The organism is Azospirillum sp. (assembly GCF_035628975.1).
Lineage (GTDB): Bacteria > Pseudomonadota > Alphaproteobacteria > Azospirillales > Azospirillaceae > Azospirillum.
This window is the reverse complement of the sequence record NZ_DASPIS010000122.1, coordinates 20,608-43,648: the sequence shown is the minus strand read 5'-3', so window position 1 is coordinate 43,648 and position 23,041 is coordinate 20,608. Positions and strand designations below refer to the sequence as shown.

The following is a 23,041-nucleotide window of genomic DNA, read 5'->3' as shown; positions in this document are numbered from 1 at the left end:
ATCGCTATTGTCCGCGCCGTTTTCCAAGGAGCGGATCATGACCTCGCGCCAAGCCCGGGCCTTTTCCAGACACGGCGCCTGCCGGACGCGCGTTCTTGCCGCCGCGGCCCTCATACTCTCGCTGTGCGTCGGCGGAACGGCACCAGCGATTGCCAGCGAAGGCGCGAAGCCGAACGGCTGCCCGTGGGCGCAGGACATCACGCTGGAAATCAACGGCAAGACCCTGACCCTGAAGCAGGAGGCCTTCACCACCGTGACCTCCGAGCCGATCGAGATCGATCAGTTCAAGGTCTTCCCGCTGGTCGACCAGTTGAAGCTGCGAATCATCGGTCCCAAGGGCCGCGAGTGGGAGGCAGCGCTGACCCGACTGGTCAGCGGCAAGCGCTGCAGCGCCTTCTATGCCGGCAAACCCGCTCTGGTGTCGGACACGGTGCGCGATCCGAACGAACTGATCCTGAACCGGTAGGATGACGGGGCAGTCGCTCAGCGGCCGGCCAGCACCCCCGCCAGTTCGTCCAGTGCCGGATCGCCGCCCGACACCAGCAGCGCCATGTTCCGGGCGGCCAACTCCGCGCTGCCGCCCGGCCGCGGCATGAACCCGGCGGCGACGAACAGCCGGTCCTGCTGGACACGCTCGGCCTCCAGTTCCGCGGCCTTCATGCGGCGGTAGAATGCGTCGTCCTCATCCTTGGCGCGGCGGCGCAGGGCGCGCAAGGGGCGAACGACCTCCTCCCGCCAGCCGGAAACTGCCGAATCGATGCGGGCAAGCTCGGCCTCGGACAGGCGGACGCCGCACTCCAGCCCAGCCCAGGCGGCGAACAGCAGCACATTGACGTCCACCCCGCGCCGGTCCTGCAACGACAGGCAAAGGGCTGGAACCCCCGGCCGCCCGTAGACGGCCAGGGAGAAGTCCCAGAACGGGTTCACCGTCCCGCTCAATCGCCGAAGCTGATGTTCAGGCCGCGGGCGGTCTTGACCAGCGCCCCGTCGAGTTCGACGCAGGAGTAATGTTCGATCGCCTCGGTGATCGGCACGTCGATGACGCCGCGATTCGACCAGGCGACCATGCGGTTGAACTTGCCCTCCGCGATCAGGTCGACGGCGTGGACGCCGAAGGCGGACGCGATCAGCCGGTCGCGCGGGCTGGGCATGCTGCCGCGCTGGACATGGCCCAGAACGGTGACGCGAGTCTCGGCACCGGTGGCGTCGGCGATCTTCTCGCCGATGTAGTCGCCGATGCCGCCATAGCGCTTCTCGCCGCCCTGCAGCACCTTCTTGACTCCGGTGCCCTCCAGCGTCTTCACCGCCTCCGACACCACGACCAGGGCGAAGTTGCGGCCGGTATTGCGGACATCCTGGATCTTCGCCGCGATGCTCTCGATGGAATAGGCGATTTCCGGAATCAGGATCACGTCGGCTCCGCCGGCGATTCCGGCCGCCAGCGCGATGTGGCCGGCGTCGCGGCCCATCACCTCCAGCACCATGACGCGGTGGTGGCTGGCCGCGGTCGGCTGCAGGCGGTCGAGCGCCTCCACCGCCACGGCGACGGCGGTGTCGTAGCCGACCGACACCTCGGTCTTGCCCAGGTCGTTGTCGATGGTCTTGGGCACGCCCACCATCGGGAAGCCGCCCTTCTGCGCCAGCTTGTGCAGGATGGCGAAGCTGCCGTCGCCGCCGATGCCGATCAGGGCGTCCAGGCCGAGTTCGCGGTAGCCGCCGATGATCTCGTCCGACCGGTCCTTCAGCGTGCCGTCGGGCATCGGATAGGCGAAGGGATCACCGCGGTTGGTCGTGCCCAGGATGGTGCCGCCCTGACGCATCATGTGGCCGTCGACGGAACCGAGGTCGAGCGTCTGGTACTGCACCGGGCGCTGCAGCAGGCCCTGGGTGCCTTCCTTGATGCCCAGCACCTGCCAGCCATAGCCGGTGGCCCGGTGGACCACCGCACGGATGACGGCGTTCAGCCCGGCGCAGTCGCCGCCGCTGGTCAGGATGCCGATGCGCTTGCCGGCTTTCTTTGGGGCAGTCATTGAGGGGTTCCCGTCCCGTTCGCCTGTTTGTTGAAATCAACCACCATGTTACCGGAACAGGCATTTCCCGCAATCGTTGCCCGCATCCGCAAAGGTGGAATGCCCCCGCCGGACGATCGCCGCGCTCCTCATGGCCAAAGGACGAAACCGGTGGTTTGACGGTGCCGTCCCGCCGGAAATCTGGTATAGTGCGGCCCGCCCAGCCAAAGGGCCACCCGCAAGAGCACCCCCGACCCATCCGGGGCAACGGCCACTTCCTACGGGCGCGATGAACGAGCAAGAGATTTTGAAGGAAAAGCTGGCGAGCTTGCGCAGCGAGCACCGCGACCTGGACGACGTCATCGCCCGGCTCGCCGAACGCGCGCCCTACGACCAGCTGCAGATGCAGCGGCTGAAGAAGCGCAAGCTGATGCTGAAGGACCAGATCATGGTCCTGGAAAGCCGGCTCCTGCCGGATATCATCGCGTAGGCATGCCCTCCCCCACTGTGGAAGAGGGCATCAAATTCGCCCTCATCCCTTCTTCGGCACCGTGAAGAACTGGATGCCCATCTGGAAGCTGCGGGCGATGTTCTCCGCCTTGCCGATCAGGAAGGCGGCGCCGTCGGGCGGGAAGAGTTCGTGGGCGGTCTCGCGGAACAGGCCCAACCAGCGTTCGAAATGCTGCGGCTCCAGCCCCAGCGAGATGTGGACCGGCATCGGCCGCCCGTCGTAGCGCTGGGTCAGCAGGGCAATGGACGACCAGAAATCCATCATCTTGCGCAGGTGCGGTTCCCAATCGGTGATGGCCCGGCCGAAGATGGGCCCCAGCACGTCATCCTTCATGATCTTGCCGTAGAAGGTCCGCACCAGCGTTTCGATCGACGCCTCATTGATGCCGACGGTGGCCATCCGTTCCTCCGCCATGGCGGTGCGGATGTCGCGGTGCTCGTTGCGCTGGTCTTCGCTGGGAACGGTGTCGGTCATGCGATGGGTCCGGTCCGGAATTGCCTAGGGTCTATCCAGTTCATATAGGACGGCACCATAAGTGGAACCATGTTCCACCGGAAGGGCCGGGATGTCGCAGCGGAGGGGATGGATTCGCCACGCGACCGGCCGCGGGCCGGCGCCGGCTCTGGACAGCGGCCCGACTCCACCTATAATGCGCCGCTTTCCGGACCTTGAGGAAAGCGCAACGCCGTGTCCGCCGAACACTCCCCGAACAGCGCCGTTCCGGCCAACGACATCGCGGCCGAAGGCGTTCAGCCGCTGGTCGGCATCATCATGGGCAGCCAGTCGGACTGGACCACCATGAAACACGCCGCCGACACCCTCGCCGCGCTGGGGATCCCGCACGAGGTCCGCATCGTTTCCGCCCACCGCACGCCCCATCGGCTGGTCGAGTACGCCACCACCGCCAAGATGCGCGGGCTGAAGGTGGTGATCGCCGGGGCCGGCGGCGCCGCCCACCTGCCGGGCATGGCCGCGTCGATGACGCCGCTGCCGGTCTTCGGCGTTCCGGTGGAAAGCCACGCGCTGAAGGGCATGGACAGCCTGCTGTCCATCGTCCAGATGCCGGGCGGCGTCCCGGTCGGCACGCTGGCCATCGGCAAGGCCGGCGCCATCAACGCCGCCCTGCTGGCCGGCTCGGTCATCGCCCTGATGGATCCGGCGGTGGCCGAGGCGCTTGACGGCTGGCGCGCGCGCCAGACCGCGGCGGTGGCCGACGCGCCCGTCGACGACCCGACCTGACAGCGAGAAGGCCCTACCGCCATGACCGGCAATCCGAAGGGCACCGCCCTGCCCCGTCTCGCCCCCGGTTCCACCATCGGCATGCTGGGTGCCGGGCAGCTCGGCCGGATGACGGCGTTGGCCGCGGCCCGGCTGGGCTACAAGACCCATGTCTATGCCCCCGATGCGGCGGAAAGCCCGGCGGCGCAGGTCAGCGCCGCGGCGACCGTCGCCGATTGGGACGACCTGGACGCGCTGGAACGCTTTGCCCGCTCCGTCGACGTGGTGACGCTGGAGTGGGAGAACGTCCCGGTGGCGACGGCGGAGCATCTGCGCCGCTTCACCAACCTGCATCCCGGCCCCAACGTGCTGTCGGTGGCGCAGGACCGCATCGCGGAGAAGAGCTTCGTCAACCGGCTGGGCATCGCGACGGCGCCCTGGCGCGCCGCGAACGGCGCCGACGAGGTCGCCCGTGCGGTGGCGGAGATCGGCCCGCGTTGCGTCCTGAAATCCACCCGCCTCGGTTATGACGGGAAGGGGCAGGCGCGGCTCGAAGCCGGCAGCGACCCGGCAGCAGCCTGGAACGCCATCGGCGGCGGAAAGCCCGGCGTCGAGGGCATCGTCGAGGGCTTCGTCACCTTCGCCTGCGAGGTGTCGGTGATCGTCGCCCGCGGTGCCGACGGCGCGATGGTCGCTTATCCGGCAGTGGAGAACCGGCACAAGGACGGCATTCTCGACGTCACCATCGCCCCCGCCTCATCCGACAAGGTTTCTGCGGCGACGGCGGCGGAAACGGACCGCATAGCCCGGCGCATCGCCGAAGCACTGGATCTCGTCGGCGTCCTGGCGGTGGAGATGTTCGTCACCGCGGACGGTGGCGTCCTGGTCAACGAAATGGCGCCGCGCCCGCACAATTCCGGCCACTGGACCATGGATGCCTGCGCCGCCTGCCAGTTCGAGCAGTTGGTGCGCGCGGTCTGTGGCCTGCCGCTGGGGTCGGTGGAGCGCGTCGCCGATGCCGAGATGACCAACCTGATCGGCGACGACGTGCTGCGCTGGCCGGAACTGCTGGCCGAACCCGGCGCCCGCCTGCACCTGTACGGCAAGGCGGAAGCGCGGCCCGGCCGCAAGATGGGCCATGTCAACCGGCTGTTCCCGCGCCGCTGACGTTCCTTTCACCGGATTGAGCAAAGCCCCGCAACTCCATGGCGTGCGGGGCTTTTTCTTTTGCCCTGCGGCGTTCCTCCGCCTCCCCCGCCCGTTTGTTGCATGGCCGGAATGAATGCCCGCATCTGCGCAGGAGACAACTCCCCCTTTTAAATGAAGGGTGAGTGGCCATACCGGTTTACTCATGATCGCGGCAGAGCTGTCACAAATTGTCGCGTATCCATGTGCCGAAGGTCATCCGCCACCGGCGGGCTTTTAACCTATGTCAACATTGGTTACTCTACGTCACATTCCCGCCGAAACTCTCTAAACTTTGATATAGTTTGTAGCCGCATGACGATGCCCCTGGCGCAGGACAATGCACGACGCTCCACTCCGGTGATCGGCCCGGTCGTGACCCCGGTGGCCGGTCCGCTTGGACCGCGCCGGACTCAGTCCAGCCGCGACCGGGACCGTTTCGTCGGCTTTGCCTTCGCCGCCGCCGATCTGCTGATCGAGACGGATGCTCAAGGCAACATCCTGTTTTCCGCCGGCGCCCGCTGCCGCCTGACCAAGGGTGAGGTTGGTGGGCTGGTGGGCTCCAACCTGATGGAGGTTGTGGCCCCTGGCGACCGCAAATACGTCCATGTCCTGTTCGAGCGCATCCGGGACAAGGCGCGGATCAAGCCGTCGCGCGTTCTGTTCCAGGCCTTCGACGGGCAGCAGTTTCCGGCCCTCCTGGGCGGCTGCCGGCTCGATTCCTGTCCGGGGTCGCTGTTCCTGACCATACTGCTGACCGTACCGCCGCGAACCGGCTCCGCAGGACCTCCGGTGCAGGGTGAACTGCTCGACCAGACCGGCTTCGCCGGCATCCTCGAGGAGCGGCTCCTCGCAGCCCGCGAGAAGGGGGTGGACCAGGGACTGACGCTGCTGCTGGTCGAAGGGCTGCAGGCGATGGTCGACGCCATGCCGGAAGGGGCGGCGGCCGAGGTGCGCGACGGCATCGACGCCTATCTGCGCGGCATTTCCGCCGATGGGGACAGCGCAGGCCAATTGGGCAGCGACCGCTATGGCATCGTCCATGCCGCGGACATCGACGGGCACGAGGTGCAGGGACACATCGCCCAGCTCATCGAGGCGGCGGGGGGTGCCCTGCCCGGCGGCATCCGGTCCTGGACCCTGGACATGGCCGACGACCGGCTGGACCCCGCCGATGCCGCCCGCGCCCTGGTCTATACCGTCCAGGCCTTCGCCTCCGCCCAGGGCGGGGAGTTCACCATCTCCAGCTTGGAGGACGGGGCCAACCGCCTGATGGCGGGTGCGGTGGAACGGATCGGACAACTGCGCGCCACCATCGACAACCGCGATTTCATCGTCGTCTATCAGCCCATCGTCGATATCGCCACCGGCGCCGTTCACCACCTGGAGGCGCTGACCCGCGTGGAGGGAACGAGTTCTCCGGCCGACTTCATCACCTTCGCCGAGGATGTCGGGCTGATCTATGATTTCGACCTGCTGCTGACCCAGACGGTGCTCGACACGCTGAAGGAGTTCCGCAAGGAACCGAAGCTGCCGGACGTGGCGATCAACCTGTCGGCCAAGACGCTGATGAGCCCGATCTTCCTCAAGCAGTTCCAGTCGGTCGTCGCCCCTTATGGCGATCTGGCCGCCAAACTGCTGATCGAGGTTACGGAAACCGTGGTCGTCACCGACATCGCCAAGCTCAACGACGTTTTGCAGAAGTTGCGCCAGGTTGGGTTCCGCATCTGCCTGGACGATGTCGGGGCGGGATCGACCAGCTTCCAGTCGCTCTACGGCATCCAGGCCGACTATGCCAAGATCGACGGCAAGTTCGTCCGCGGCGCGGTCAACAGCCCGCGCGACATGGCGATGCTGCGCTCCATGGTGGACGTCTGCCGCCAACTGGGATTGGAACTGATCGGCGAGCAGGTGGAGGAACCGGTGCATGCAGGCTTGCTGACCGACCTCGGCGTGTCGCTGGCCCAGGGTTTTCTGTTCAGCCGGCCATCCCGCGACTTCGCTTATTTTGCCAAGGATTGGTCCCGGGTGCGCAGCGGCGGAAAGATTCTGCTGAAAGGGTGACACCAGCAGTCGCTGACGATGACCGCCGGTGGTGTCCTCCGCTGGCTGCGCCGGCTGGCCAAGCGGCCTCTCAGGCAGGCAGCGGAACCCGACAGTTGGGGCAATTGTCCAGGGCGTCCATTCCCGCGATGCTGTGGACCTGTTCGAGACGGCGGCGGGCGGCGTCCAGAAGTTCACGGTTGCGGGCGAGCATATCGTTGCCGGCATAGCCATCGCGCAGCCGCATGCGGCGCAGCAGATCCTCCGCCTGGTCCAGCGATTCCATGATGCTCATCGCGGTGTTGGCGTCCATCGTCGCCCTCATCTTCCTCTTTACCGCCCCGGCATTCGCGGCGCGATCCGTCACATGGCGGTAACACTAACCACCGCAACTCGCCATCAGGTAGAGGATATTTGGTCGCACGACGATAAAACAGAATAGCATTTTATTTGTTATTCTTAATTGATTGAATCATTTCTCTTCAACCAGTCGGTTTGGATGCGGATCACCTTCTCCGTGGCGGAAAATGCCTGACGGCGGGTAAGAACCAGAATGACGCCGCTGCTGGCCGCGATCAGGGGAATCGGACCGATGATCCAGGCGAGCGCCGCCAGCGCGAAGTAATAGGCGCGCATGCCGCCGTTCAGCGCGGTGATGGCCAGGGTCAGCGCCTCGCCGATGGTCTCGGCAATGGCCTTGCGGTCCTCGGGGCGAACCGGCGGCATCGGGGCCGAACCGATCAGGGCACAGCAGTAATTGTACTGGCGCAGCGCCCAGGTGAACTTGAAGAAGCCGAAGGTGAAGATCACCACCATCAGCAGCATCTTGATCTCGAACAGCTGATGCGAGGTCTGGACGGTGAAGGACAGGTTGGACACCAGCTGCTGCGCCCGCTCCGCCGCACCGAAGGACCCGATCAGGCCGGCCAGCACCAGCATGTTGGTGGAGGCGAAGAAGGTGCAGCTGTGCATGGTGTGGCCGACCAGCTGCGAATCCATGATGCGATTCTCGCGTTCCAGCATCCGCTCGATCCAGTGACGGCGCACGATCTTCAGATGCTGGTTGACCACGTTTCGGCCGGACAGCAGATGATCCTGGATGACGGTGAAGCCGACCCAGGAGCCGACGAACCAGACGAAGGCGATGATGTCGAGCGTGGAGGCATCGGGCGGCATGGTGGCGGCATCGCGTCAGGTGGCGGAAAGCCCGCACCGTGTACGCCCGCCGCGGGCGGGTGTCCATTGGAGGATGCAGGGCATCTTGGCGCCTGCGTCATCCCTCCCCCGGCCCACGCCCCTGCACCGCTTTCAACACATGGACGCGGATGGCGCTGGACAGGTTGCCGGTGCGCGTCTGGTCGATTTCCTCGATCAGGGCATTCACCGACAGGCCGCGCGCCTGCGCCACCGACTTCAGGGCGTCCCAAAATTCTTCTTCGAGGGAAACGCTTGTGGGATGGCCGGCAATCAGTACCGAACGCTTCTTCATGGTCACGCACGCATCGGTTTGCAGGATGGGGGTGGTCAGAGGAAGGCCGGAACGGCCGGGATGGACACCCCCACCCTAACCCCAAGCTTAGCCGGGACCAACCATCCGTTCGGGGCGAACCCATTGATCGAATTGCTCATCCGTCAGGAGTCCGAGTTCCCGTCCGGCCTCCTTTAGGCTTGTCCCTTCCTTGTGGGCCTTCTTGGCGATCTTCGCCGCGGCGTCATAGCCGATATGCGGGTTCAGCGCAGTCACCAGCATCAGGCTGTCGGACACCAGCTTGGCGATCCGGTCGCGGTTTGCTTCGATCCCGATGACGCAGTTGTCGGTGAAGCTCATCGCCGCGTCGGTCAGCAGGCGGATCGATTGCAGGACGTTGTAGGCGATCACCGGCTTGAACACGTTCAGCTCGAAATGGCCGGTGGCGCCGGCCACGGTGACCGTGGTGTGGTTGCCCATCACCTGGGCGCAGACCATGGTCATCGCTTCCGACTGGGTCGGGTTGACCTTGCCGGGCATGATGGAGGAGCCAGGCTCGTTCTCCGGCAGGGAAAGCTCGCCGATGCCCGACCGCGGGCCGGAGCCAAGCAACCGGATGTCGTTGGCGATCTTCATCAGCGACACGGCCAGCGTGTTCAGGTGTCCGTGAACGTCGACCAGCGAGTCATGCGTCGCCAGTGCCTCGAACTTGTTTTCCGCCGTGACGAAGGGAAGGCCGGTGAAGGCCGCGACCTCCTCCGCGAAGGCCTCGGCGAAGCCCGGCTTGGCGTTCAGCCCGGTGCCGACCGCCGTACCGCCCTGGGCCAGCCGGTAGAGCTGCGGCAGCGATCCCTTCACCCGGCCGATGCCGTAGGACACCTGCGCCGCATAGCCGGAGAATTCCTGCCCCAGCGTCAGCGGGGTGGCATCCTGCAGATGGGTGCGGCCGATCTTGACGATATCCTGGAAGGCGTCGGCCTTGGCGTCCAGCGCGGTGCGCAGATGCTCCAGTGCCGGGATCAGGCTGCGGACGATCTCGTCGGCGGCTGCGATGTGCATGGCGGTGGGGAAGCTGTCGTTGGACGACTGCCCCATGTTGACGTGATCGTTGGGGTGGATCGGCGTCTTCGACCCCATGGTGCCGCCGAGTTGCTCGATGGCGCGATTGGCGATCACCTCGTTGGCGTTCATGTTGGTCTGGGTGCCGGAGCCGGTCTGCCAGACCACCAGCGGGAAGTGATCGGCCAGCCGGCCGTCGATCACCTCGTCGGCCGCGGCCATGATGGCCGCACCCAGATTCGGGTCGAGAACGCCCAGCTTCATGTTGGCCGCCGCCGCGGCACGCTTCTGGATGCCCAGCGCGCGGACCAGCGGGGCCGGCATGCGCTCCCCGCCGATGCGGAAATTCTGGAGGGAGCGCTGGGTCTGCGCGCCCCAGTAACGGTCGGCCGGAACTTCGATGGGGCCGAAGCTGTCGGTTTCGGTGCGGACGCCGCTCATGGCTGGACCTTTCCTGATCGCCGCTTTTGGTCACGGGTGGGACGGGTTGCAATCGCCGCCGCCCCGCCTGATCTTTGAGGCGATGGCCCCGACGGCAAGGGACGCCGAGGGCATAGCAAGCATGAGCGTGAGCGACTCGGCAGAAATCCTCGCTATTTCCCCGAATTTGTTCTTGTTGCGTTCGCGTTTCTTCCGTACGCTTTCCTGGTGAACCGAGAGGCCGGCGTGACGTCGGCCATCAAAGCGAATGGGGGACGGAATGGACGATCTTGCACCGGACCATGTCCGCGCGTTCATTGCCCGGACGCGCGTTGCGGAGATGAAGAGCCGCGGCTGGCGCGTTCTCGGCCCGGGGGAGGAAGGATCGATCCTGATGGAAGGACCGATGCTCGCCAGCCGGACGGCGGTGCTCGACGCGCCGATCGGCGGATTGTTCGACGATCTTGTCGCCCGTGCGCTGGAGCGCGCCGACGCCCGCGACCGGATGGATGCACGGCGCGCCGCCTGAGGCCGGTCGTTTCCCGACAGCAGTTCCGCCGCTAGAAAAAGCCTGCTTACCCATTGATCCGACTGCGGAATATTGGAACCGTCCGCAGTCGGAAAATGGCTCGGCCAACCTGTGCACGACCGGGTCACGACCGTCCAATGATGTCGCCGCCGGAAGAAGCGTCAACATTTTCAGGGGTTTGTACCTAACCCAATGGGTTGCAAGGAATGCACCCTTCGGTAGTCTCTCCCACCAATTCCCCGGGCGCTCTGAGAAACTGGACATAGCGTTGCGTGTTGTCATGGAACACGGCACGCGCCGGGACATCCGATAGGGATACAAAGCCGCAGGTTTCGGGCCATCGCATTAGGCTTATGGGGTACCTCATTGGAGTGGTCATAGTACCATTACCAAAGATCGGAAGTACCCCCGAAGATACGACCTGCAGCATAGCCCTGTTAGGAAGTCCTTAACCGGCCCGACGGCTTAATAAGTCCATCGGGAACGCTCAGGCCAAGGGAGATTTACATGATCGGCGCCGTCAACTCGAAGAAGATCAACGCATCCTCTGCGGCTCACATCGCGCTTCTCGACCAGTTCATTCGGTTGACCCAAGACACCATCGTGGAACAGGACGATGCGTTCGTCCGCGACAGTCTTGTCGATCTTCTGTCCAACCTGCGCAATGAACGCGCCGACTATGCCGAGATCATCGGCGCGTCCGCACTGAACCGCGCCGCCTGATCCCTGGTCATTCCGGACGGCCCGTCCCGTCTGGACGGTCAGGCCTCAGCGTCCCCTTCTGCCGCCAGCGCCGACAGCGCGTCGCCGGTCAGCCGGTAGGGAAGCCATTCCTTCATCTGGCGGAAGCCCACCCGGTCGTAGAAGCCACGCGCCGGGTTCCAGTCCAGGACACTCAGATCCACACGACGGTAGCCGCGCTCCACCGCGCGTTGGGCCACCGCGGCCAACAGCTTGCGGCCGACGCCATAGCGGCGGGCATCCGGCGTGACGTAGAGGTCCTCGACATACAGGCCGGGCCGCCCTTCCCAGGTGGAGAAATTCCGGAAGGTCAGGGCAAACCCGACCGGCGCACCGTCCAGTTCGGCGATCAGCGCCTCGAACACCGGCTGTTCTCCCCAGCCGTCCCGGCGGAAATCCTCCTCCGTGGCCTTGACCGCGTCGGCCTCGCGCTCGAACTCGGCCAGTTCACGGACGAACCGCAGGATGGTGGCGCAATCGGCCTCGACGGCGGGGCGGATGGTGACGGTCGGCATCGGCGGCAGGTTCTCCGGTTGGCAGAAAGAAAGGGAGCGGACCATAGCCCGCTCCCCGTCTTTCCGCATCCTCATAGCTGCTGCTCCGTGGCCGCGGCCGGGCAGGTCAGTCGTCGCCGCCGCCCTTCAGGTCCAGTATGCTGCGCAGTTCCTGCACCCGCCGTTCGGCGCTGTGTTCGGCCAGCACCCGCTTGCGTGCCCGCCGGCCCAGGTCGGTCAGGTGGTTGCGCGGCAGCATCATCGCCGTGGTCACGTCGTCGGTCTGGGCGGCGACCAGGATCTCCCGGCCGGGCTCGAAAAAGCTGTCCAGCCCCTCCCACTGGTCGGCGACGATCGCGGCACCGCAGGCAGCGGCCAGGAACAGCCGGTCGGACGGGCACCAGCCGATCCTGCGCTCGTCATCGCGTGCCAGCGTCAGCGCCAGGCTGGCGGAAGCCAGGACATCGGCGTGCTCGGCCGGGTCGAGGTCCGGAAAGGTCAAGACGTTGGAGGCGCGCGGCACCCCATCCGGCAGATCGGTGCCCACCAGCACGAAGCGGCGCCGGGTCAGCCGTTGCGCCGGATCGATGAAGAAGTTCCCCAGCCCCTCGCGAATGCCGTCGGGACCGGCGACGATGCAGCAGAGGTCGCCCAGATATTCCCGCTTGAAGTCGCCGGGCTTGTCCGCCTCCGGCACGATCCAGGGATAGAGCGGCGCCACCGCCTCCGCACCCGCCTTGGCCCGATAACGCTCCAGCGCCGGCCCGCCGCAGGAGGCGAGGACCATGTCGAAGCCGCCCAGCCCGTCCGCCGGCAGATGGTCCACGGTCTCCCCAGCCTCCAGCGCCGTCAGGCTGACCGGAGCCTCCGGATCGTAGAGCGCACGGCGCACGGCCTTCGAGTTGCGGACGAGGTTGGCCGCGGCGCGGGCATCCGGCCCGTGCGCCACCACCAGCGCCACGCCGGCATCGTCGGCCTGCGCCGCCGCGTCCACCGCCACGGCATCCCAATCGGCATAGGACAGGACGTCGCCGCCGGGGATGGTCCAGGTCGTCGCCGCGTCGGGGCCGGCGCGTTCGACCGCGACCACGCGATGGCCGCGGATCGCCAGCGCCTGGATCAGCGCTCGCCACCGCACCATGTGGCCGCCGTCGTGGCGATACCCGTTGGTCAAGCCGAAGATCACGATTTTCATGGCGTCGGCACCTTTGGCGTTCCGTGGCAGAAGGCGGCCCCTTCATTGAAGCGGCAGCTAATCAACGCGACTGATCGGGGCGGGTTCCGGCATGTGCTCCGGGTACCGCTTCCCAACGCGAAAGCGGTCCCTAAGGACGAAGACCCGCCGGGCGAGGGCCGCGAAGCTATGGGTACGAAAAGAGATATGGACCGCGCCGCTCCCCGTGCAAGCACGCCCGCGGACCGGCTGGGATGCAAACCGCGGCATCGTCCCTGGTGACGGTGAATTGGCGGTTGAGCGGCGGGGCCGGCCGTCCTAGGGTCACGCTCCGCCTTTCCCTTCCGATCACGGTCGAGCGCATGCGACTTCCGTTCCGTCATCCCGCCCGCCTCCTTCTCGCCACCCTGCTGATGGCCGGATGCCAGAGCACCGGCGCCACCGCCCCGGTTGCGGGCGGCCCGGCCGCCACCGGAGCCTCGGCACCCTCCGCCGTCCAGGCGCAGGCCACCGTCCAGCAGTCCGTCTCCTTCGCCGAATGGCTGGCGGCGTTGCGCGCCGAAGCGCTGTCGCAAGGCATTCGTCCGCAGACCTTCGACCGCGCCTTCCAGCGTGTGAAGCTGTCCGACCGCGTCGTGGAGCTCGATTCGTCCCAGCCCGAATTCACCCGGCAAGTGTGGCAGTATCTGGACAGCGCCGTGAATGAAAAGCGCGTCCAGGACGGCCGACGGAGGTTGCAGGAGCATGCGGCGTTGCTTTCCCGCATCACCCGCCGCACCGGCGTTCCGGGGGAAATCCTGGTCGCCTTCTGGGGCGTGGAGTCCGATTTCGGCAAGTCGACCGGCAACTTCTCCGTCATCGACGCGCTGACGACGCTGGCCTTCGAAGGCCGCCGCGCCGCCTATTTCCGTTCGGAACTGCTTGCGGCGTTGCGCATCCTCGATTCCGGCGACATCGCGCCGGAGCGGATGACCGGCTCCTGGGCCGGGGCCATGGGCCAGACCCAGTTCATGCCGACCGTCTTCCTGCGCAACGCGGTGGACGAGGACGGCGACGGTCACCGCGACATCTGGGGAAGCATGCCGGACGTGCTGGCCTCCACCGCCAAATTCGTTCTCGCCAATGGCTGGAAGCAGGGCGAGTCCTGGGGCCAGGAGGTGCGGCTTCCGGACGGCTTCCCTTACGACCAGGCCGAGTTGAGCATCACCAAGCCGCTGTCGGAATGGCGCCGGCTGGGCGTGGTGCCGCTGGACGGCACCGAGTTGGCGGGCGACGCTCCGGCGGCGATCCTGGTGCTGGCCGGCCATCGCGGCCCGGCCTTCCTGGTGCGCGACAATTTCCGCGCGATCATGCGCTATAACCCGTCGACCAGCTATTCGCTGGCCGTCGCCCTGTTGGCCGACCGCATGACCGGCAAGCCCGGCGTCCAGGGCGGCTGGCCGCGCGAGGAACAGGCGCTGAGCCGGGACGAGCGCATCGACCTGCAACAGCGGCTGGCGTCGCTGGGCATGGAACCGGGCGCGGCGGACGGCATCGTGGGAGCGAACACGCGCAACGCGGTGCGCCGCTTCCAGGCGTCGATCGGGGAGATCCCGGACGGCTTCGCGACCAAGGCCCTGCTGGAGCGGTTGCGGCAGCGGTCTTGAGTGGGGGCGGTGGGTGGGGGCGGTGGGTGGGGGTCTAACGCATCCGGACGGAACCACCCGCACCCACCATCCCGCCACGCACCAGTCCCCACGCCGTCGGCAGCAGCATCGCCGCCACGCCGGCGCCGACCAGCGCGTCGGGCGCACCGTCCAGCAGAAGCCAACTCGCCGCCAGCCCCACCAGCCCGGCGGCCAACGGCATTACATCCTTGCGCGCACACAGCCAGATCGCCCGCAGGGTCAGCGTGCCGCTCCGGCCGGCGAACAGCAGGGTCGCGGCCGTCACCGTCACGCCGATGGCAAACAGCAGGGCAAGGCTGGCGAGCGGTACGTCGGGCAACGCCATGCCGGCGATGCTGCGTCCGGCCACGACCACCAGCGCCACCGCGGCAGCCGCCAACGCCGCTCCCTGCACGGCCGACAGCCGTGCACGCCATTCCGGCGCATGGCCCATGCCGGCCAGCGCCACCCCATTGGTCGCCGCATGGTTCAGCACCAGCAGTCCCGCCGCCCACAGGGAAACCGCCTGCGTCGCATCGGCGGTGGCAAGCAGCAGGGCGCCGAGCAGCCCATGCACCACCATCGACATCCGCATGGTGTGCTTCAGGTCGCCCGCCCCGCCTGTCGGCCGGGGAGATCCGCCGCCACAGGAACCGCCACAGCATCCGCCGTCCATCGTACCGCCCTTTCACAAACGACCAGGAACCCGGATCATAGGAGCGGTTCGGCGGCCCGTCCATTCCCATCAGAGTATTCTCATATAAATGACGACCGGGAGAGACCGGCATCGAAAGGGGTGCCCGCACAGTGACCCAACCCTTTCGAAGGACGGCAGGGATAACCCCGGCTGCCGAAGGGTGCAGGCGACGTCTCATTGGTCGGTTACCCGTCCCCCTCCATGAAATCGGGTCCGGCGAGGCGGATATGGGGAAGACACAGCCGCATCATTGGAACCGCTCCATGACGAAGCGCCCCGCCTCTCCCATCAAAATCCTGATTGTCGACGACAATCCGCTGCTTCAGCGGGCGTTGAAGGACATGCTGGGGCTTTGGGGAGTGGGCCAGATCACCGCGGTCGCCAACGGCCAGGAGGCCAAGGACGCGCTGCGCCGCGAGGTCTTCGACCTGATGGTGACGGATTGGGTCATGGAACCGGTGGGCGGCGCCCAACTGATCCAGTGGGTGCGCCAGTCCGCAAACAGCATGCGCCCCGCCATGCCGATCATCGTGCTGACGGCGAATGCCGACCTCGCCACCGTGCGCAGCGCCTGGGATGCCGGAGCGGATTCCGTTCTGGCGAAACCGGTGCCGGCCGCCACGCTGGCCCGTCGCATCGACGCGGTGCTGAACCGCCGCGAAACGGCACCGCGCAGCAACAGCGGCAGCACCGGCGGAGCGGAAACGCGCAACGAAGGCCGCACCGACGGCTCCGCCCCGCCCGCCCCCCAGCCCGCCGCCCTGCGACCGGCGTCGGGGGGAGCGGCGCAATTGCCGCCGCCGCTTCCGACGCCCCTACCCCCCGCGGCAACGCCGCCGGACGTGGGTGCCGCAACATTGCGCAGCAGCGATCCCAAGCGGGTCCGGCTGATGCTGGCGATCGACAAGCTGGAGGCGGCGATCGACCGCCCCGACCCCATCGGCAGCCGGCTGCGTCACGCGCTGTCCGACCTGCAGCTGGCTGCGGCCGGCGATTCCGCCGCGTCGTCGATCGTCGCGTCGCTGTCCACCTGCGTCACCTGGGTGGAACCGGACGTGGAGGGCTATGTCGACGCCCTGCAGGCTCATGCCGCGGCATTGCGCTGGCTGGTGGGCTCCGACGGCAGCACGCAGTCGATGGCGGTGGCGCTGTGCCTGATCCGCACGCTGCGCGCCAGCGTCCGCACCCTGGCCGCCCGCGGCCAGACCGACTTCGGCAATTGGCCGGAGGGCGGCAGCCCGACGCCTCCGGGCAAATCCCCCCTGACGGGACGCTGAGTCCGCCCCCATATCGTCTGGAGAGGGTCTGGGCGAGAGGGAGCGGAGCAGGAAATTCCACAAGGCAGGGCTTTCCATACGCTCCGTTACGGAATACCGCCGGTTGCCGCGCCGTTCCTTGCTTTTTGCAGGACGGCCGGCAGCAGGCGTTGCGATATAAGACAGCCTTCATTACCTTTTTGCCCAGCGAACAAATCGGCGACCCAGCACTCCGCACCGGATTTTGCCAGGCTGCCGACCGATGGGAGGGAATGAAGAATGGCGGCCTCAACCGTACCGCTGGCAACTGTCTCGCTCGAAGACAAGTACGCGCTCGAACAGGGCCGCGTTTATCTCACCGGCACCCAGGCGCTGGTGCGCCTGCCGATGATGCAGCGCCAGCGCGACCTTGCTGCCGGGCTGAACACCGGCTGCTTCATCTCCGGCTATCGCGGTTCGCCGTTGGGCGGCTTCGACCAGAATCTGTGGAATGCCCGCAAGTTCCTGGAAAAGAACCACATCCAGTTCCAGCCCGGCGTGAACGAGGAACTGGGCGCCACCGCCGTCTGGGGCAGCCAGCAGGTCGGCATGTTCAAGGGCGCCAAATATGACGGCGTCTTCGCCATGTGGTACGGCAAGGGCCCCGGCGTCGACCGGTCCGGCGACGTGTTCAAGCATGCCAATGCCGCCGGCACGTCGAAGCATGGCGGCGTGCTGGTGCTGACCGGCGACGACCACAACTGCAAATCCTCCACCTTCCCGCATCAGTCCGAACACGCCTACATGCACTCCATGATCCCGGTGCTGAACCCCTCGGGGGTGCAGGAGATCCTGGATTACGGCCTGATCGGCTGGCAGATGAGCCGCTATTCCGGTTGCTGGATCGCCATGAAGACGATTGCGGAGACGGTGGACACCTCGGCGTCGGTTTACATCGATCCGCACCGTGTCTTCCCCGTCATCCCCACCGAATTCGAGATGCCGGCCGGCGGGCTGAACATCCGCTGGCCCGACCCGCCGCTGGAGCAGGAATATCGGCTGATGAAGCACAAGCTGTACGCCGCCCTGGCGTTCGCGCGTGCCAACAAGCTGGACCGGGTGGTGATGGAAAGCCCGCGTCCGCGCTTCGGCATCGTCACCACCGGCAAGAGCTATCTCGACGTCCGACAGGCCTTCGACGAGCTTGGCATCACCGAGGAGATGGCTGCCGACTGGGGCATCACCGTCTACAAGGTCGGCATGCCCTGGCCGCTGGAGCGCGACGGCGTCCGCCACTTCGCCGAGGGTCTGGAAGAGATCATCGTGGTGGAGGAGAAGCGCGCGGTCATCGAGAACCAGTTGAAGGAACAGCTGTACAACTGGAATCCCGACGTCCGGCCGAAGGTTGTCGGCAAGTTCGACGAGCAGGGCGAGTGGATCCTGCCCAGCGCCGGCGAGCTGACCCCCGCCCAGATCGCCGTGGTGATCGGCCGCCGACTGCAGCGCTTCATCGACAACGAGAACCTCGTCCGTCGCATCGCCTTCCTCGACGCGCAGGAGAAGCAGAAGGCCCATGTGGCGCGCGTGGTGCGCAAGCCGACCTTCTGCTCCGGCTGCCCGCACAACACCTCCACCGTCGTGCCGGAGGGCAGCCGCGCGCTCGGCGGCATCGGCTGCCACTATATGGCGACGTGGCTGGACCGTTCGACCGACACCTTCACCCAGATGGGCGGCGAAGGCGTGCCGTGGGTCGGTCAGGCCGCCTTCACCGAGGAGAAGCACATCTTCGCCAACCTCGGCGACGGCACCTATTTCCATTCCGGCATCCTGGCGATCCGTCAGGCCATCGCCGCCAAGGTGAACATCACCTACAAGATCCTGTTCAACGACGCGGTCGCCATGACCGGCGGCCAGCCCTTCGACGGCACGCTGACGGTGCAGTCCATCGCCAGTGTCCTGCGGGCGGAGGGCGTGCAGCGCATCACGGTCGTCTCCGACGAGCCGGAGAAATACGGCATCAACAACGGCCTGCCGCAATACAGCAACGTCGAGCACCGCGACGACCTCGACCGCGTGCAGAAGGAGATGCGCGAGGTCCCCGGCGTCAGCGTCCTGATCTATGACCAGACCTGCGCCACCGAGAAGCGCCGCCGCCGCAAGCGCGGCAAGATGGTGGACCCGGCAAAGCGCGTCGTCATCAACGAACTGGTCTGCGAAGGCTGCGGCGACTGCTCCGCCAAGTCGTCCTGCGTCTCGGTGATCCCGCAGGAGACCGAGTTCGGCCGCAAGCGCCAGATCGACCAGTCCAGCTGCAACAAGGACTATTCCTGCACCAAGGGCTTCTGCCCCAGCTTCGTGACGGTGGAAGGCGGAAGCTTGCGCAAGCCGAAGCCGGCCGCCGCGAAATCGGCCGATGCCACCGCCCTGCCCGCCCCCGCTCTTCCCACCTTTGATAAGACGTGGGGCCTCTACGTCACCGGCGTCGGCGGCACCGGCGTCGTCACCATCGGCGCGTTGCTGGGCATGGCCGCCCATATCGAGGGCAAGGGCGTCGGCGTTCTCGACATGACCGGGCTGGCGCAGAAGGGCGGCGCCGTCACCAGCCATATCCGCATCGCCAACACGCCGGAGGACATCCACTCCGTCCGCATCGCCGCCGGCGGGGCCGACGCGGTGCTGGGCTGCGACCTGATCGTCGCGGCGGCGGGCGACGGCCTGTCGAAGATGACCGCCGGCCGCACCCGCGCCGTGATCAACACCCATGACAGCATCACCGCCGACTTCATCAAGAAGCCGGACATGGTGATCCCGGTGCGCGATCTCGTCGGCGACATCCGCAAGGCCTGCGGCGAAGCCAATGTCGATGCCTTCGATGCGACGAAGCTCGCCACCGCTCTCTTGGGCGACAGCATCTACGCCAACCCGTTCCTGATGGGCTATGCCTGGCAGAAGGGCCTGATCCCGCTGAGCGAGGACTCGATCCTGAAGGCCATCGAACTGAACGGCGTGTCGGTGAAGCTGAACCTCGACGCCTTCCAGTGGGGCCGCCGCGCCGCCGTCGATCTGGCATCCGTCGAGGCCGCCGCAAAGCCCCAGGAGCCGGTGCAGGCCGCGCAATCGCTGCTGCTCGACCAGCGCCGCCAGTCCGGCAGCCTGGAGGAGGTGATCGACCGCCGCCACCGCTTCCTGGTCGATTACCAGGACGCGGCCTACGCCGCCCGCTATCACGCGCTGGTCGATTGGACCCGCCGGATCGAGCAGCAGAAGGTCCCCGGCTCCACCGTGCTGACCGAGGCGGTCGCCCGGTCCCACTTCAAGCTGATGGCCTACAAGGACGAGTATGAGGTGGCGCGGCTCTACACCGACACCGGCTTCGTCGAGAATGTGGCGCGCATGTTCGAAGGCGACTGGAAGCTGACCTTCCACATGGCCCCGCCGGTGATGGGCGAGACCGGGGAGGATGGGGGCGAGCCGAAGAAGAAGACCTTCGGCCCGTGGATGCTGCACGCCCTGCGCCTGCTGGCCAAGGGCAAGCGCCTGCGCGGCACCCGGTTCGACCCGTTCGGCCGCACCGCCGAGCGCCGCCAGGAACGCCAGCTGATCGCCGAGTATGAAGCGGTGATGGGCGAGGTCCTGCACAGCCTGACCCGCGAGAAGCTGGATCTGGCGGTGGAGATCGCCAAGCTGCCGATGGAGATGCGCGGCTACGGCCCGGTGAAGGCCCGCAACGTGTCAGTGGCGAAGGCGAAGGAAGCCCAGCTTCTGGAGGCCTACCGCGCCCCGGTCGCCGCCCCGCAGCCGCTGGCGGCGGAGTGAAGGCTCGGACTGATCGGTGAGATGACGTGAGGCGAAGACGCCCTCCCCGTTTAACCGCGGGGAGGGCGTCTTTCATATCAGCCTCGCTTGGCCCCGGCGGTCATCATCCAGATCGCGCCGAAATACACCGCGGTGCCGAGCAACGCGGCATAAAGGATGACGGTGGGGTGGAAGATGAAGCCGATGGGCAGGATCAGCAGCATCAACGCCGCCGCGAGCAGCCCGATCAGGAAGATGCCGAGGTTGAACTGCTCATAGACCGGGGCGTTCAGGTCGGTGTGGGTCGCCATGGTGTGTGCTCCATTGCGGTGCCGCCGTGAGCGGCAGCGGGCCTCGAATATGAGCACATGCTAATATGATGACCGGCGGGTGGCATTGCGAATTCGCAAGGAATTGGTGGGGACCTGACAATTCGCTTTTAAGTCTCTTCGGAAGTTCCCTGCCCCGGTGGCCTTGACGGGGGGAGAGAGACCGAGCGGGCGCCATACCGGTCTCCGACCGACTGCTTTCCCTACGCCACCGGAAACCGCAGCACGAAGCGCGTCCCCTTCCCCTCGCCGTCCTCCAGCGCGATGCTGCCGCGCATGGTGCCGGTCATGATGTTGGCGCAGATGCTGAGGCCGAGGCCGCTGGCGCCCATCCCGCGCTTGGTGGTGAAGAAGGGTTCGAAGATGCGCGACCGGATGTCGGCAGGAATGCCCTTGCCGTCGTCGGCATAATGCATCTCGATCCAACCGGCGGGCTGCTCGCGGGCGGACAGCAGGATGCGGCCCGTCTCGCCCTCGTCATAGGCATGGACCAGGGCGTTGATGATCAGGTTCGACAGCACCTGCGCGAAGGCGCCGGGATAGCCGTCGACGATCAGGCCGGTAGGGATATCCAATTCCACCGTCACGCGGGTCCGGCGCAGGCGGGGGCGCAGGCTCAGCAGCACCTCGTCGACGTAGGTGGCGAGGTCGAAGGGACGGCGCTCGCCGCTCGCCTGGTCGGAGGCGACCTGCTTGAAGCTCTGGATCAGGCCGGTGGCGCGCTCCACGTTCGACAGGATCATCCGCGTCGATTCCCATGCAACGTCCAGGAATTCCTGGAAATCGCTGCGTCGGATGCGGTTCTCCTCGAACAGGGTGCGGATGCGGCCGACCTCTTCGCCAAGGTGGGAGATGGCGGTCAGGGTGACGCCGATCGGGGTGTTCACCTCATGCGCCACGCCGGCGACCAGCTGGGCCAGGGAAGCCAGCTTTTCCGCCTGGATCAGGCTGGCCTGGGCGTCGCGCAGCTCGGCCTCGGCGCGCTTGCGGGCGGTGATGTCCAGCGCCACGGTGACGATGTGGGTCACTTCGCCCCCCTCGTCGGTCAGCGGCATCTTGGTGGTCAGCCAGTCGCGCAAGCTCCCGTCGCCGTCGGGCGCACGGTCCTCGTGAAAGGGCACGCCCTGGCCGCTCTCCACCACCAGCCGGTCCAGCGCGGCGGCACGGTCGGCAGGCGGACCGGGAGGCGGGACTTCGGCCGGACCATAGGTCTCGCGGTAGAAGCGGTTGGTCAGCCGGACGGTGCCGTCGCGGTCCTTCACGTCGATCAGCGCGGGAATAGCGTCGATGACGCCGGTCAGGATCTCCCGGCTCTGGCGCACGGCCTCGTCGGCGATGACCCGGCCGGTGATGTCGGTGAAGGTGCGAACCTGCCCGCCGTCGGGAAGCGGCACCACCCGCACTTCGATGAAGCGGCCATCGCCCTGAGGCCGGGCATAAACGAATTCGCGCGCCGGTTGGCCGATCCGCTCCATGAGATAGGCCGTCTTGGCCTCAAGATCGTCGCCGAAATCGGGGGAGCCGGCCGGCATATGCACCAGCCGCCCGGCGATCTGGTGGCGCATCACGTCCTGCAGACGCGGCCTGCCGCGCATGTCCTCCTCCGACACACCCAGTATGTCGAGCGCAAGGCCGTTCCAGGCGATGTAGCGCAGGTCGCGGTCCAGCAGGACGATGCCCTGACCCATATTCTCCAGGGTCAGGCGAAGCAGGTGGCGTTGCTTCGCAAGATCGTCCTCCGCCCGGCGCCGCTCGGTGACGTCGGTATAGGTGCGGATGAAACCTCCGCCGGTGGTCCGCCGCGTCCGAACCTCCAGCACCCCGCCGTCGGGTCGGCGATGTTCGTATAAGGGAGGATCGGCGCACAGTGCCCGTTCCAGCTGGCGGGCAGCGATGGCCTCGGGATCACCCGGACCATATTCGCCGTTGCGCGCCAGGAACTGGACCATTTGCGCATAGTCGGCCCCCGGCATAAATCCCCGCGGCAGGCCGAACAGTTCATAGAGCGGGCCGTTGATCACCTTCACGGTGAGGTCGGCATCGACCAGGATCACGCCCTGATCCATCTGCTCCAGCGCAAGCGCCGACAGATCGTCGCCGATGGACGGATCCGTCCCGATGGTCCGGGCGGTGACGGAGAGGTTCGTCGGAAGATCGGGGATCTGGGCTGGCAAGGTCGGCGCGCCATCCGTCGTTACGCGGGTCCGAAATCGAACGAGCCACTGTAACAGCCGACTCCCGTCCTGCCGAGCATTCGTCGATGTCAGGGTGTCGCAACCTCGAGACATTTAATGGACATTTTAAGCATTTCGGAACATTTGTCCCACTACCCTGTTTCGAATCACGTGTGGTTTGTGCAAGATCGAAACGGCCGCATGGCCGCCGTGACCATGCCGCCGCCCGCCTTCCCACCACCCTGAGGTTTCGACCACTTGTCCGGACTGGCCGCCCTCCCCGCACCGACCAGCGCGATGCCCACTTCCGGCGT

The 23,041-nt window shown here is 66.6% G+C and carries 23 protein-coding genes; 11 read left to right on the top strand and 12 right to left on the bottom strand.

Going from position 1 to position 23,041, the window contains the following annotated elements; genetic code table 11:
• Positions 1-37: 37 nt before the first annotated feature.
• Entirely contained in the window at positions 38-466 is a 429-nt protein-coding gene (locus VD964_RS25875; protein ID WP_324871351.1) for a hypothetical protein, read from the top strand.
• A 17-nt stretch (positions 467-483) separates the two neighbouring features.
• Here the strand turns inward: VD964_RS25875 and VD964_RS25870 are convergent, their stop codons facing one another.
• Positions 484-927 (bottom strand): TIGR02444 family protein, encoded by a 444-nt coding sequence (locus tag VD964_RS25870; protein WP_324871350.1) that lies wholly within the window; start codon positions 925-927, stop codon positions 484-486.
• A gap of 8 nt (positions 928-935) precedes the next feature.
• Positions 936-2,030, bottom strand: coding sequence for an ATP-dependent 6-phosphofructokinase (locus tag VD964_RS25865; RefSeq protein ID WP_194915168.1), 1,095 nt, complete (start codon positions 2,028-2,030; stop codon positions 936-938).
• A 268-nt stretch (positions 2,031-2,298) separates the two neighbouring features.
• On the opposite strand from VD964_RS25865, the gene VD964_RS25860 reads away from it, so the two are divergent.
• Positions 2,299-2,499 (top strand): YdcH family protein, encoded by a 201-nt coding sequence (locus VD964_RS25860; RefSeq protein ID WP_012974357.1) that lies wholly within the window; start codon positions 2,299-2,301, stop codon positions 2,497-2,499.
• 42 nt (positions 2,500-2,541) lie between these two features.
• On the opposite strand, the gene VD964_RS25855 is transcribed toward VD964_RS25860, so the two are convergent.
• Positions 2,542-2,994, bottom strand: coding sequence for a group III truncated hemoglobin (locus VD964_RS25855; protein WP_324871349.1), 453 nt, complete (start codon positions 2,992-2,994; stop codon positions 2,542-2,544).
• Between the two features lie 213 nt (positions 2,995-3,207).
• On the opposite strand from VD964_RS25855, the gene purE reads away from it, so the two are divergent.
• The 3 genes from purE (at position 3,208) to VD964_RS25840 (ending at position 6,987) form a co-directional block, all read left to right on the top strand.
• On the top strand, positions 3,208-3,759 hold the full coding sequence (gene purE / locus VD964_RS25850; RefSeq protein ID WP_324871348.1) for a 5-(carboxyamino)imidazole ribonucleotide mutase: 552 nt from the start codon (positions 3,208-3,210) through the stop codon (positions 3,757-3,759).
• 21 nt (positions 3,760-3,780) lie between these two features.
• A complete protein-coding gene (locus tag VD964_RS25845) occupies positions 3,781-4,905 on the top strand; it encodes a 5-(carboxyamino)imidazole ribonucleotide synthase (protein WP_324871347.1) in 1,125 nt (374 codons plus the stop codon).
• Between the two features lie 333 nt (positions 4,906-5,238).
• Complete coding sequence (locus tag VD964_RS25840; protein WP_324871346.1) at positions 5,239-6,987, top strand: sensor domain-containing phosphodiesterase; 1,749 nt, start codon at positions 5,239-5,241, stop codon at positions 6,985-6,987.
• A gap of 70 nt (positions 6,988-7,057) precedes the next feature.
• Here the strand turns inward: VD964_RS25840 and VD964_RS25835 are convergent, their stop codons facing one another.
• The 4 genes from VD964_RS25835 to fumC all read right to left on the bottom strand — a co-directional run bounded on the left by VD964_RS25835 (position 7,058) and on the right by fumC (position 9,934).
• Complete coding sequence (locus VD964_RS25835; RefSeq protein WP_324871345.1) at positions 7,058-7,279, bottom strand: hypothetical protein; 222 nt, start codon at positions 7,277-7,279, stop codon at positions 7,058-7,060.
• A gap of 146 nt (positions 7,280-7,425) precedes the next feature.
• Positions 7,426-8,142, bottom strand: coding sequence for a DUF599 domain-containing protein (locus VD964_RS25830; RefSeq protein ID WP_149223448.1), 717 nt, complete (start codon positions 8,140-8,142; stop codon positions 7,426-7,428).
• 97 nt (positions 8,143-8,239) lie between these two features.
• A complete protein-coding gene (locus VD964_RS25825) occupies positions 8,240-8,455 on the bottom strand; it encodes a ribbon-helix-helix domain-containing protein (protein ID WP_149223447.1) in 216 nt (71 codons plus the stop codon).
• An 87-nt stretch (positions 8,456-8,542) separates the two neighbouring features.
• Positions 8,543-9,934, bottom strand: a complete 1,392-nt coding sequence (fumC, locus tag VD964_RS25820; RefSeq protein WP_324871344.1) for a class II fumarate hydratase — start codon at positions 9,932-9,934, stop codon at positions 8,543-8,545.
• On the opposite strand from fumC, the gene VD964_RS25815 reads away from it, so the two are divergent.
• From VD964_RS25815 to VD964_RS25805, 3 genes are all read left to right on the top strand, one after another.
• Complete coding sequence (locus VD964_RS25815) at positions 9,933-10,145, top strand: hypothetical protein (protein WP_324871343.1); 213 nt, start codon at positions 9,933-9,935, stop codon at positions 10,143-10,145. The two genes, fumC and VD964_RS25815, sit on opposite strands and share 2 nt — an antisense overlap.
• A 48-nt stretch (positions 10,146-10,193) precedes the next feature.
• Positions 10,194-10,442 carry a hypothetical protein gene (locus VD964_RS25810; protein ID WP_324871342.1) on the top strand — a complete coding sequence of 83 codons (249 nt, stop codon included), beginning with the start codon at positions 10,194-10,196 and terminating at the stop codon, positions 10,440-10,442.
• Between the two features lie 507 nt (positions 10,443-10,949).
• Entirely contained in the window at positions 10,950-11,165 is a 216-nt protein-coding gene (locus VD964_RS25805; RefSeq protein ID WP_149223443.1) for a hypothetical protein, read from the top strand.
• A 38-nt stretch (positions 11,166-11,203) separates the two neighbouring features.
• On the opposite strand, the gene VD964_RS25800 is transcribed toward VD964_RS25805, so the two are convergent.
• The gene (locus tag VD964_RS25800; RefSeq protein WP_324871341.1) at positions 11,204-11,743 is read right to left on the bottom strand and encodes a GNAT family N-acetyltransferase; all 540 of its coding nucleotides are present in this window, start codon (positions 11,741-11,743) and stop codon (positions 11,204-11,206) included.
• Positions 11,744-11,804: 61 nt separating this feature from the next.
• Complete coding sequence (locus tag VD964_RS25795; RefSeq protein WP_324871340.1) at positions 11,805-12,872, bottom strand: glycosyltransferase family protein; 1,068 nt, start codon at positions 12,870-12,872, stop codon at positions 11,805-11,807.
• 341 nt (positions 12,873-13,213) lie between these two features.
• Here VD964_RS25795 and VD964_RS25790 point away from each other — a divergent pair, with 341 nt between their 5' ends.
• Positions 13,214-14,497, top strand: coding sequence for a lytic murein transglycosylase (locus VD964_RS25790; RefSeq protein ID WP_324871339.1), 1,284 nt, complete (start codon positions 13,214-13,216; stop codon positions 14,495-14,497).
• A 34-nt stretch (positions 14,498-14,531) separates the two neighbouring features.
• Here VD964_RS25790 and VD964_RS25785 read toward each other — a convergent pair whose 3' ends face one another.
• Positions 14,532-15,092 (bottom strand): hypothetical protein, encoded by a 561-nt coding sequence (locus VD964_RS25785; RefSeq protein ID WP_324871338.1) that lies wholly within the window; start codon positions 15,090-15,092, stop codon positions 14,532-14,534.
• A gap of 365 nt (positions 15,093-15,457) precedes the next feature.
• Between VD964_RS25785 and VD964_RS25780 the strand changes: the two genes are divergently transcribed.
• Together VD964_RS25780 and VD964_RS25775 are read left to right on the top strand one after the other, a co-directional pair.
• Complete coding sequence (locus tag VD964_RS25780) at positions 15,458-16,471, top strand: response regulator (RefSeq protein ID WP_324871337.1); 1,014 nt, start codon at positions 15,458-15,460, stop codon at positions 16,469-16,471.
• A 258-nt stretch (positions 16,472-16,729) separates the two neighbouring features.
• A complete protein-coding gene (locus tag VD964_RS25775; RefSeq protein WP_324871336.1) occupies positions 16,730-20,245 on the top strand; it encodes an indolepyruvate ferredoxin oxidoreductase family protein in 3,516 nt (1,171 codons plus the stop codon).
• 77 nt (positions 20,246-20,322) lie between these two features.
• Here VD964_RS25775 and VD964_RS25770 read toward each other — a convergent pair whose 3' ends face one another.
• Both VD964_RS25770 and VD964_RS25765 read right to left on the bottom strand, forming a co-directional pair.
• Positions 20,323-20,535, bottom strand: a complete 213-nt coding sequence (locus VD964_RS25770) for a hypothetical protein (protein WP_324871335.1) — start codon at positions 20,533-20,535, stop codon at positions 20,323-20,325.
• A gap of 221 nt (positions 20,536-20,756) precedes the next feature.
• Positions 20,757-22,727: a PAS-domain containing protein gene (locus VD964_RS25765; protein WP_324871334.1), complete on the bottom strand. Its 1,971-nt coding sequence runs from the start codon at positions 22,725-22,727 to the stop codon at positions 20,757-20,759.
• Positions 22,728-23,041: the final 314 nt, after the last annotated feature.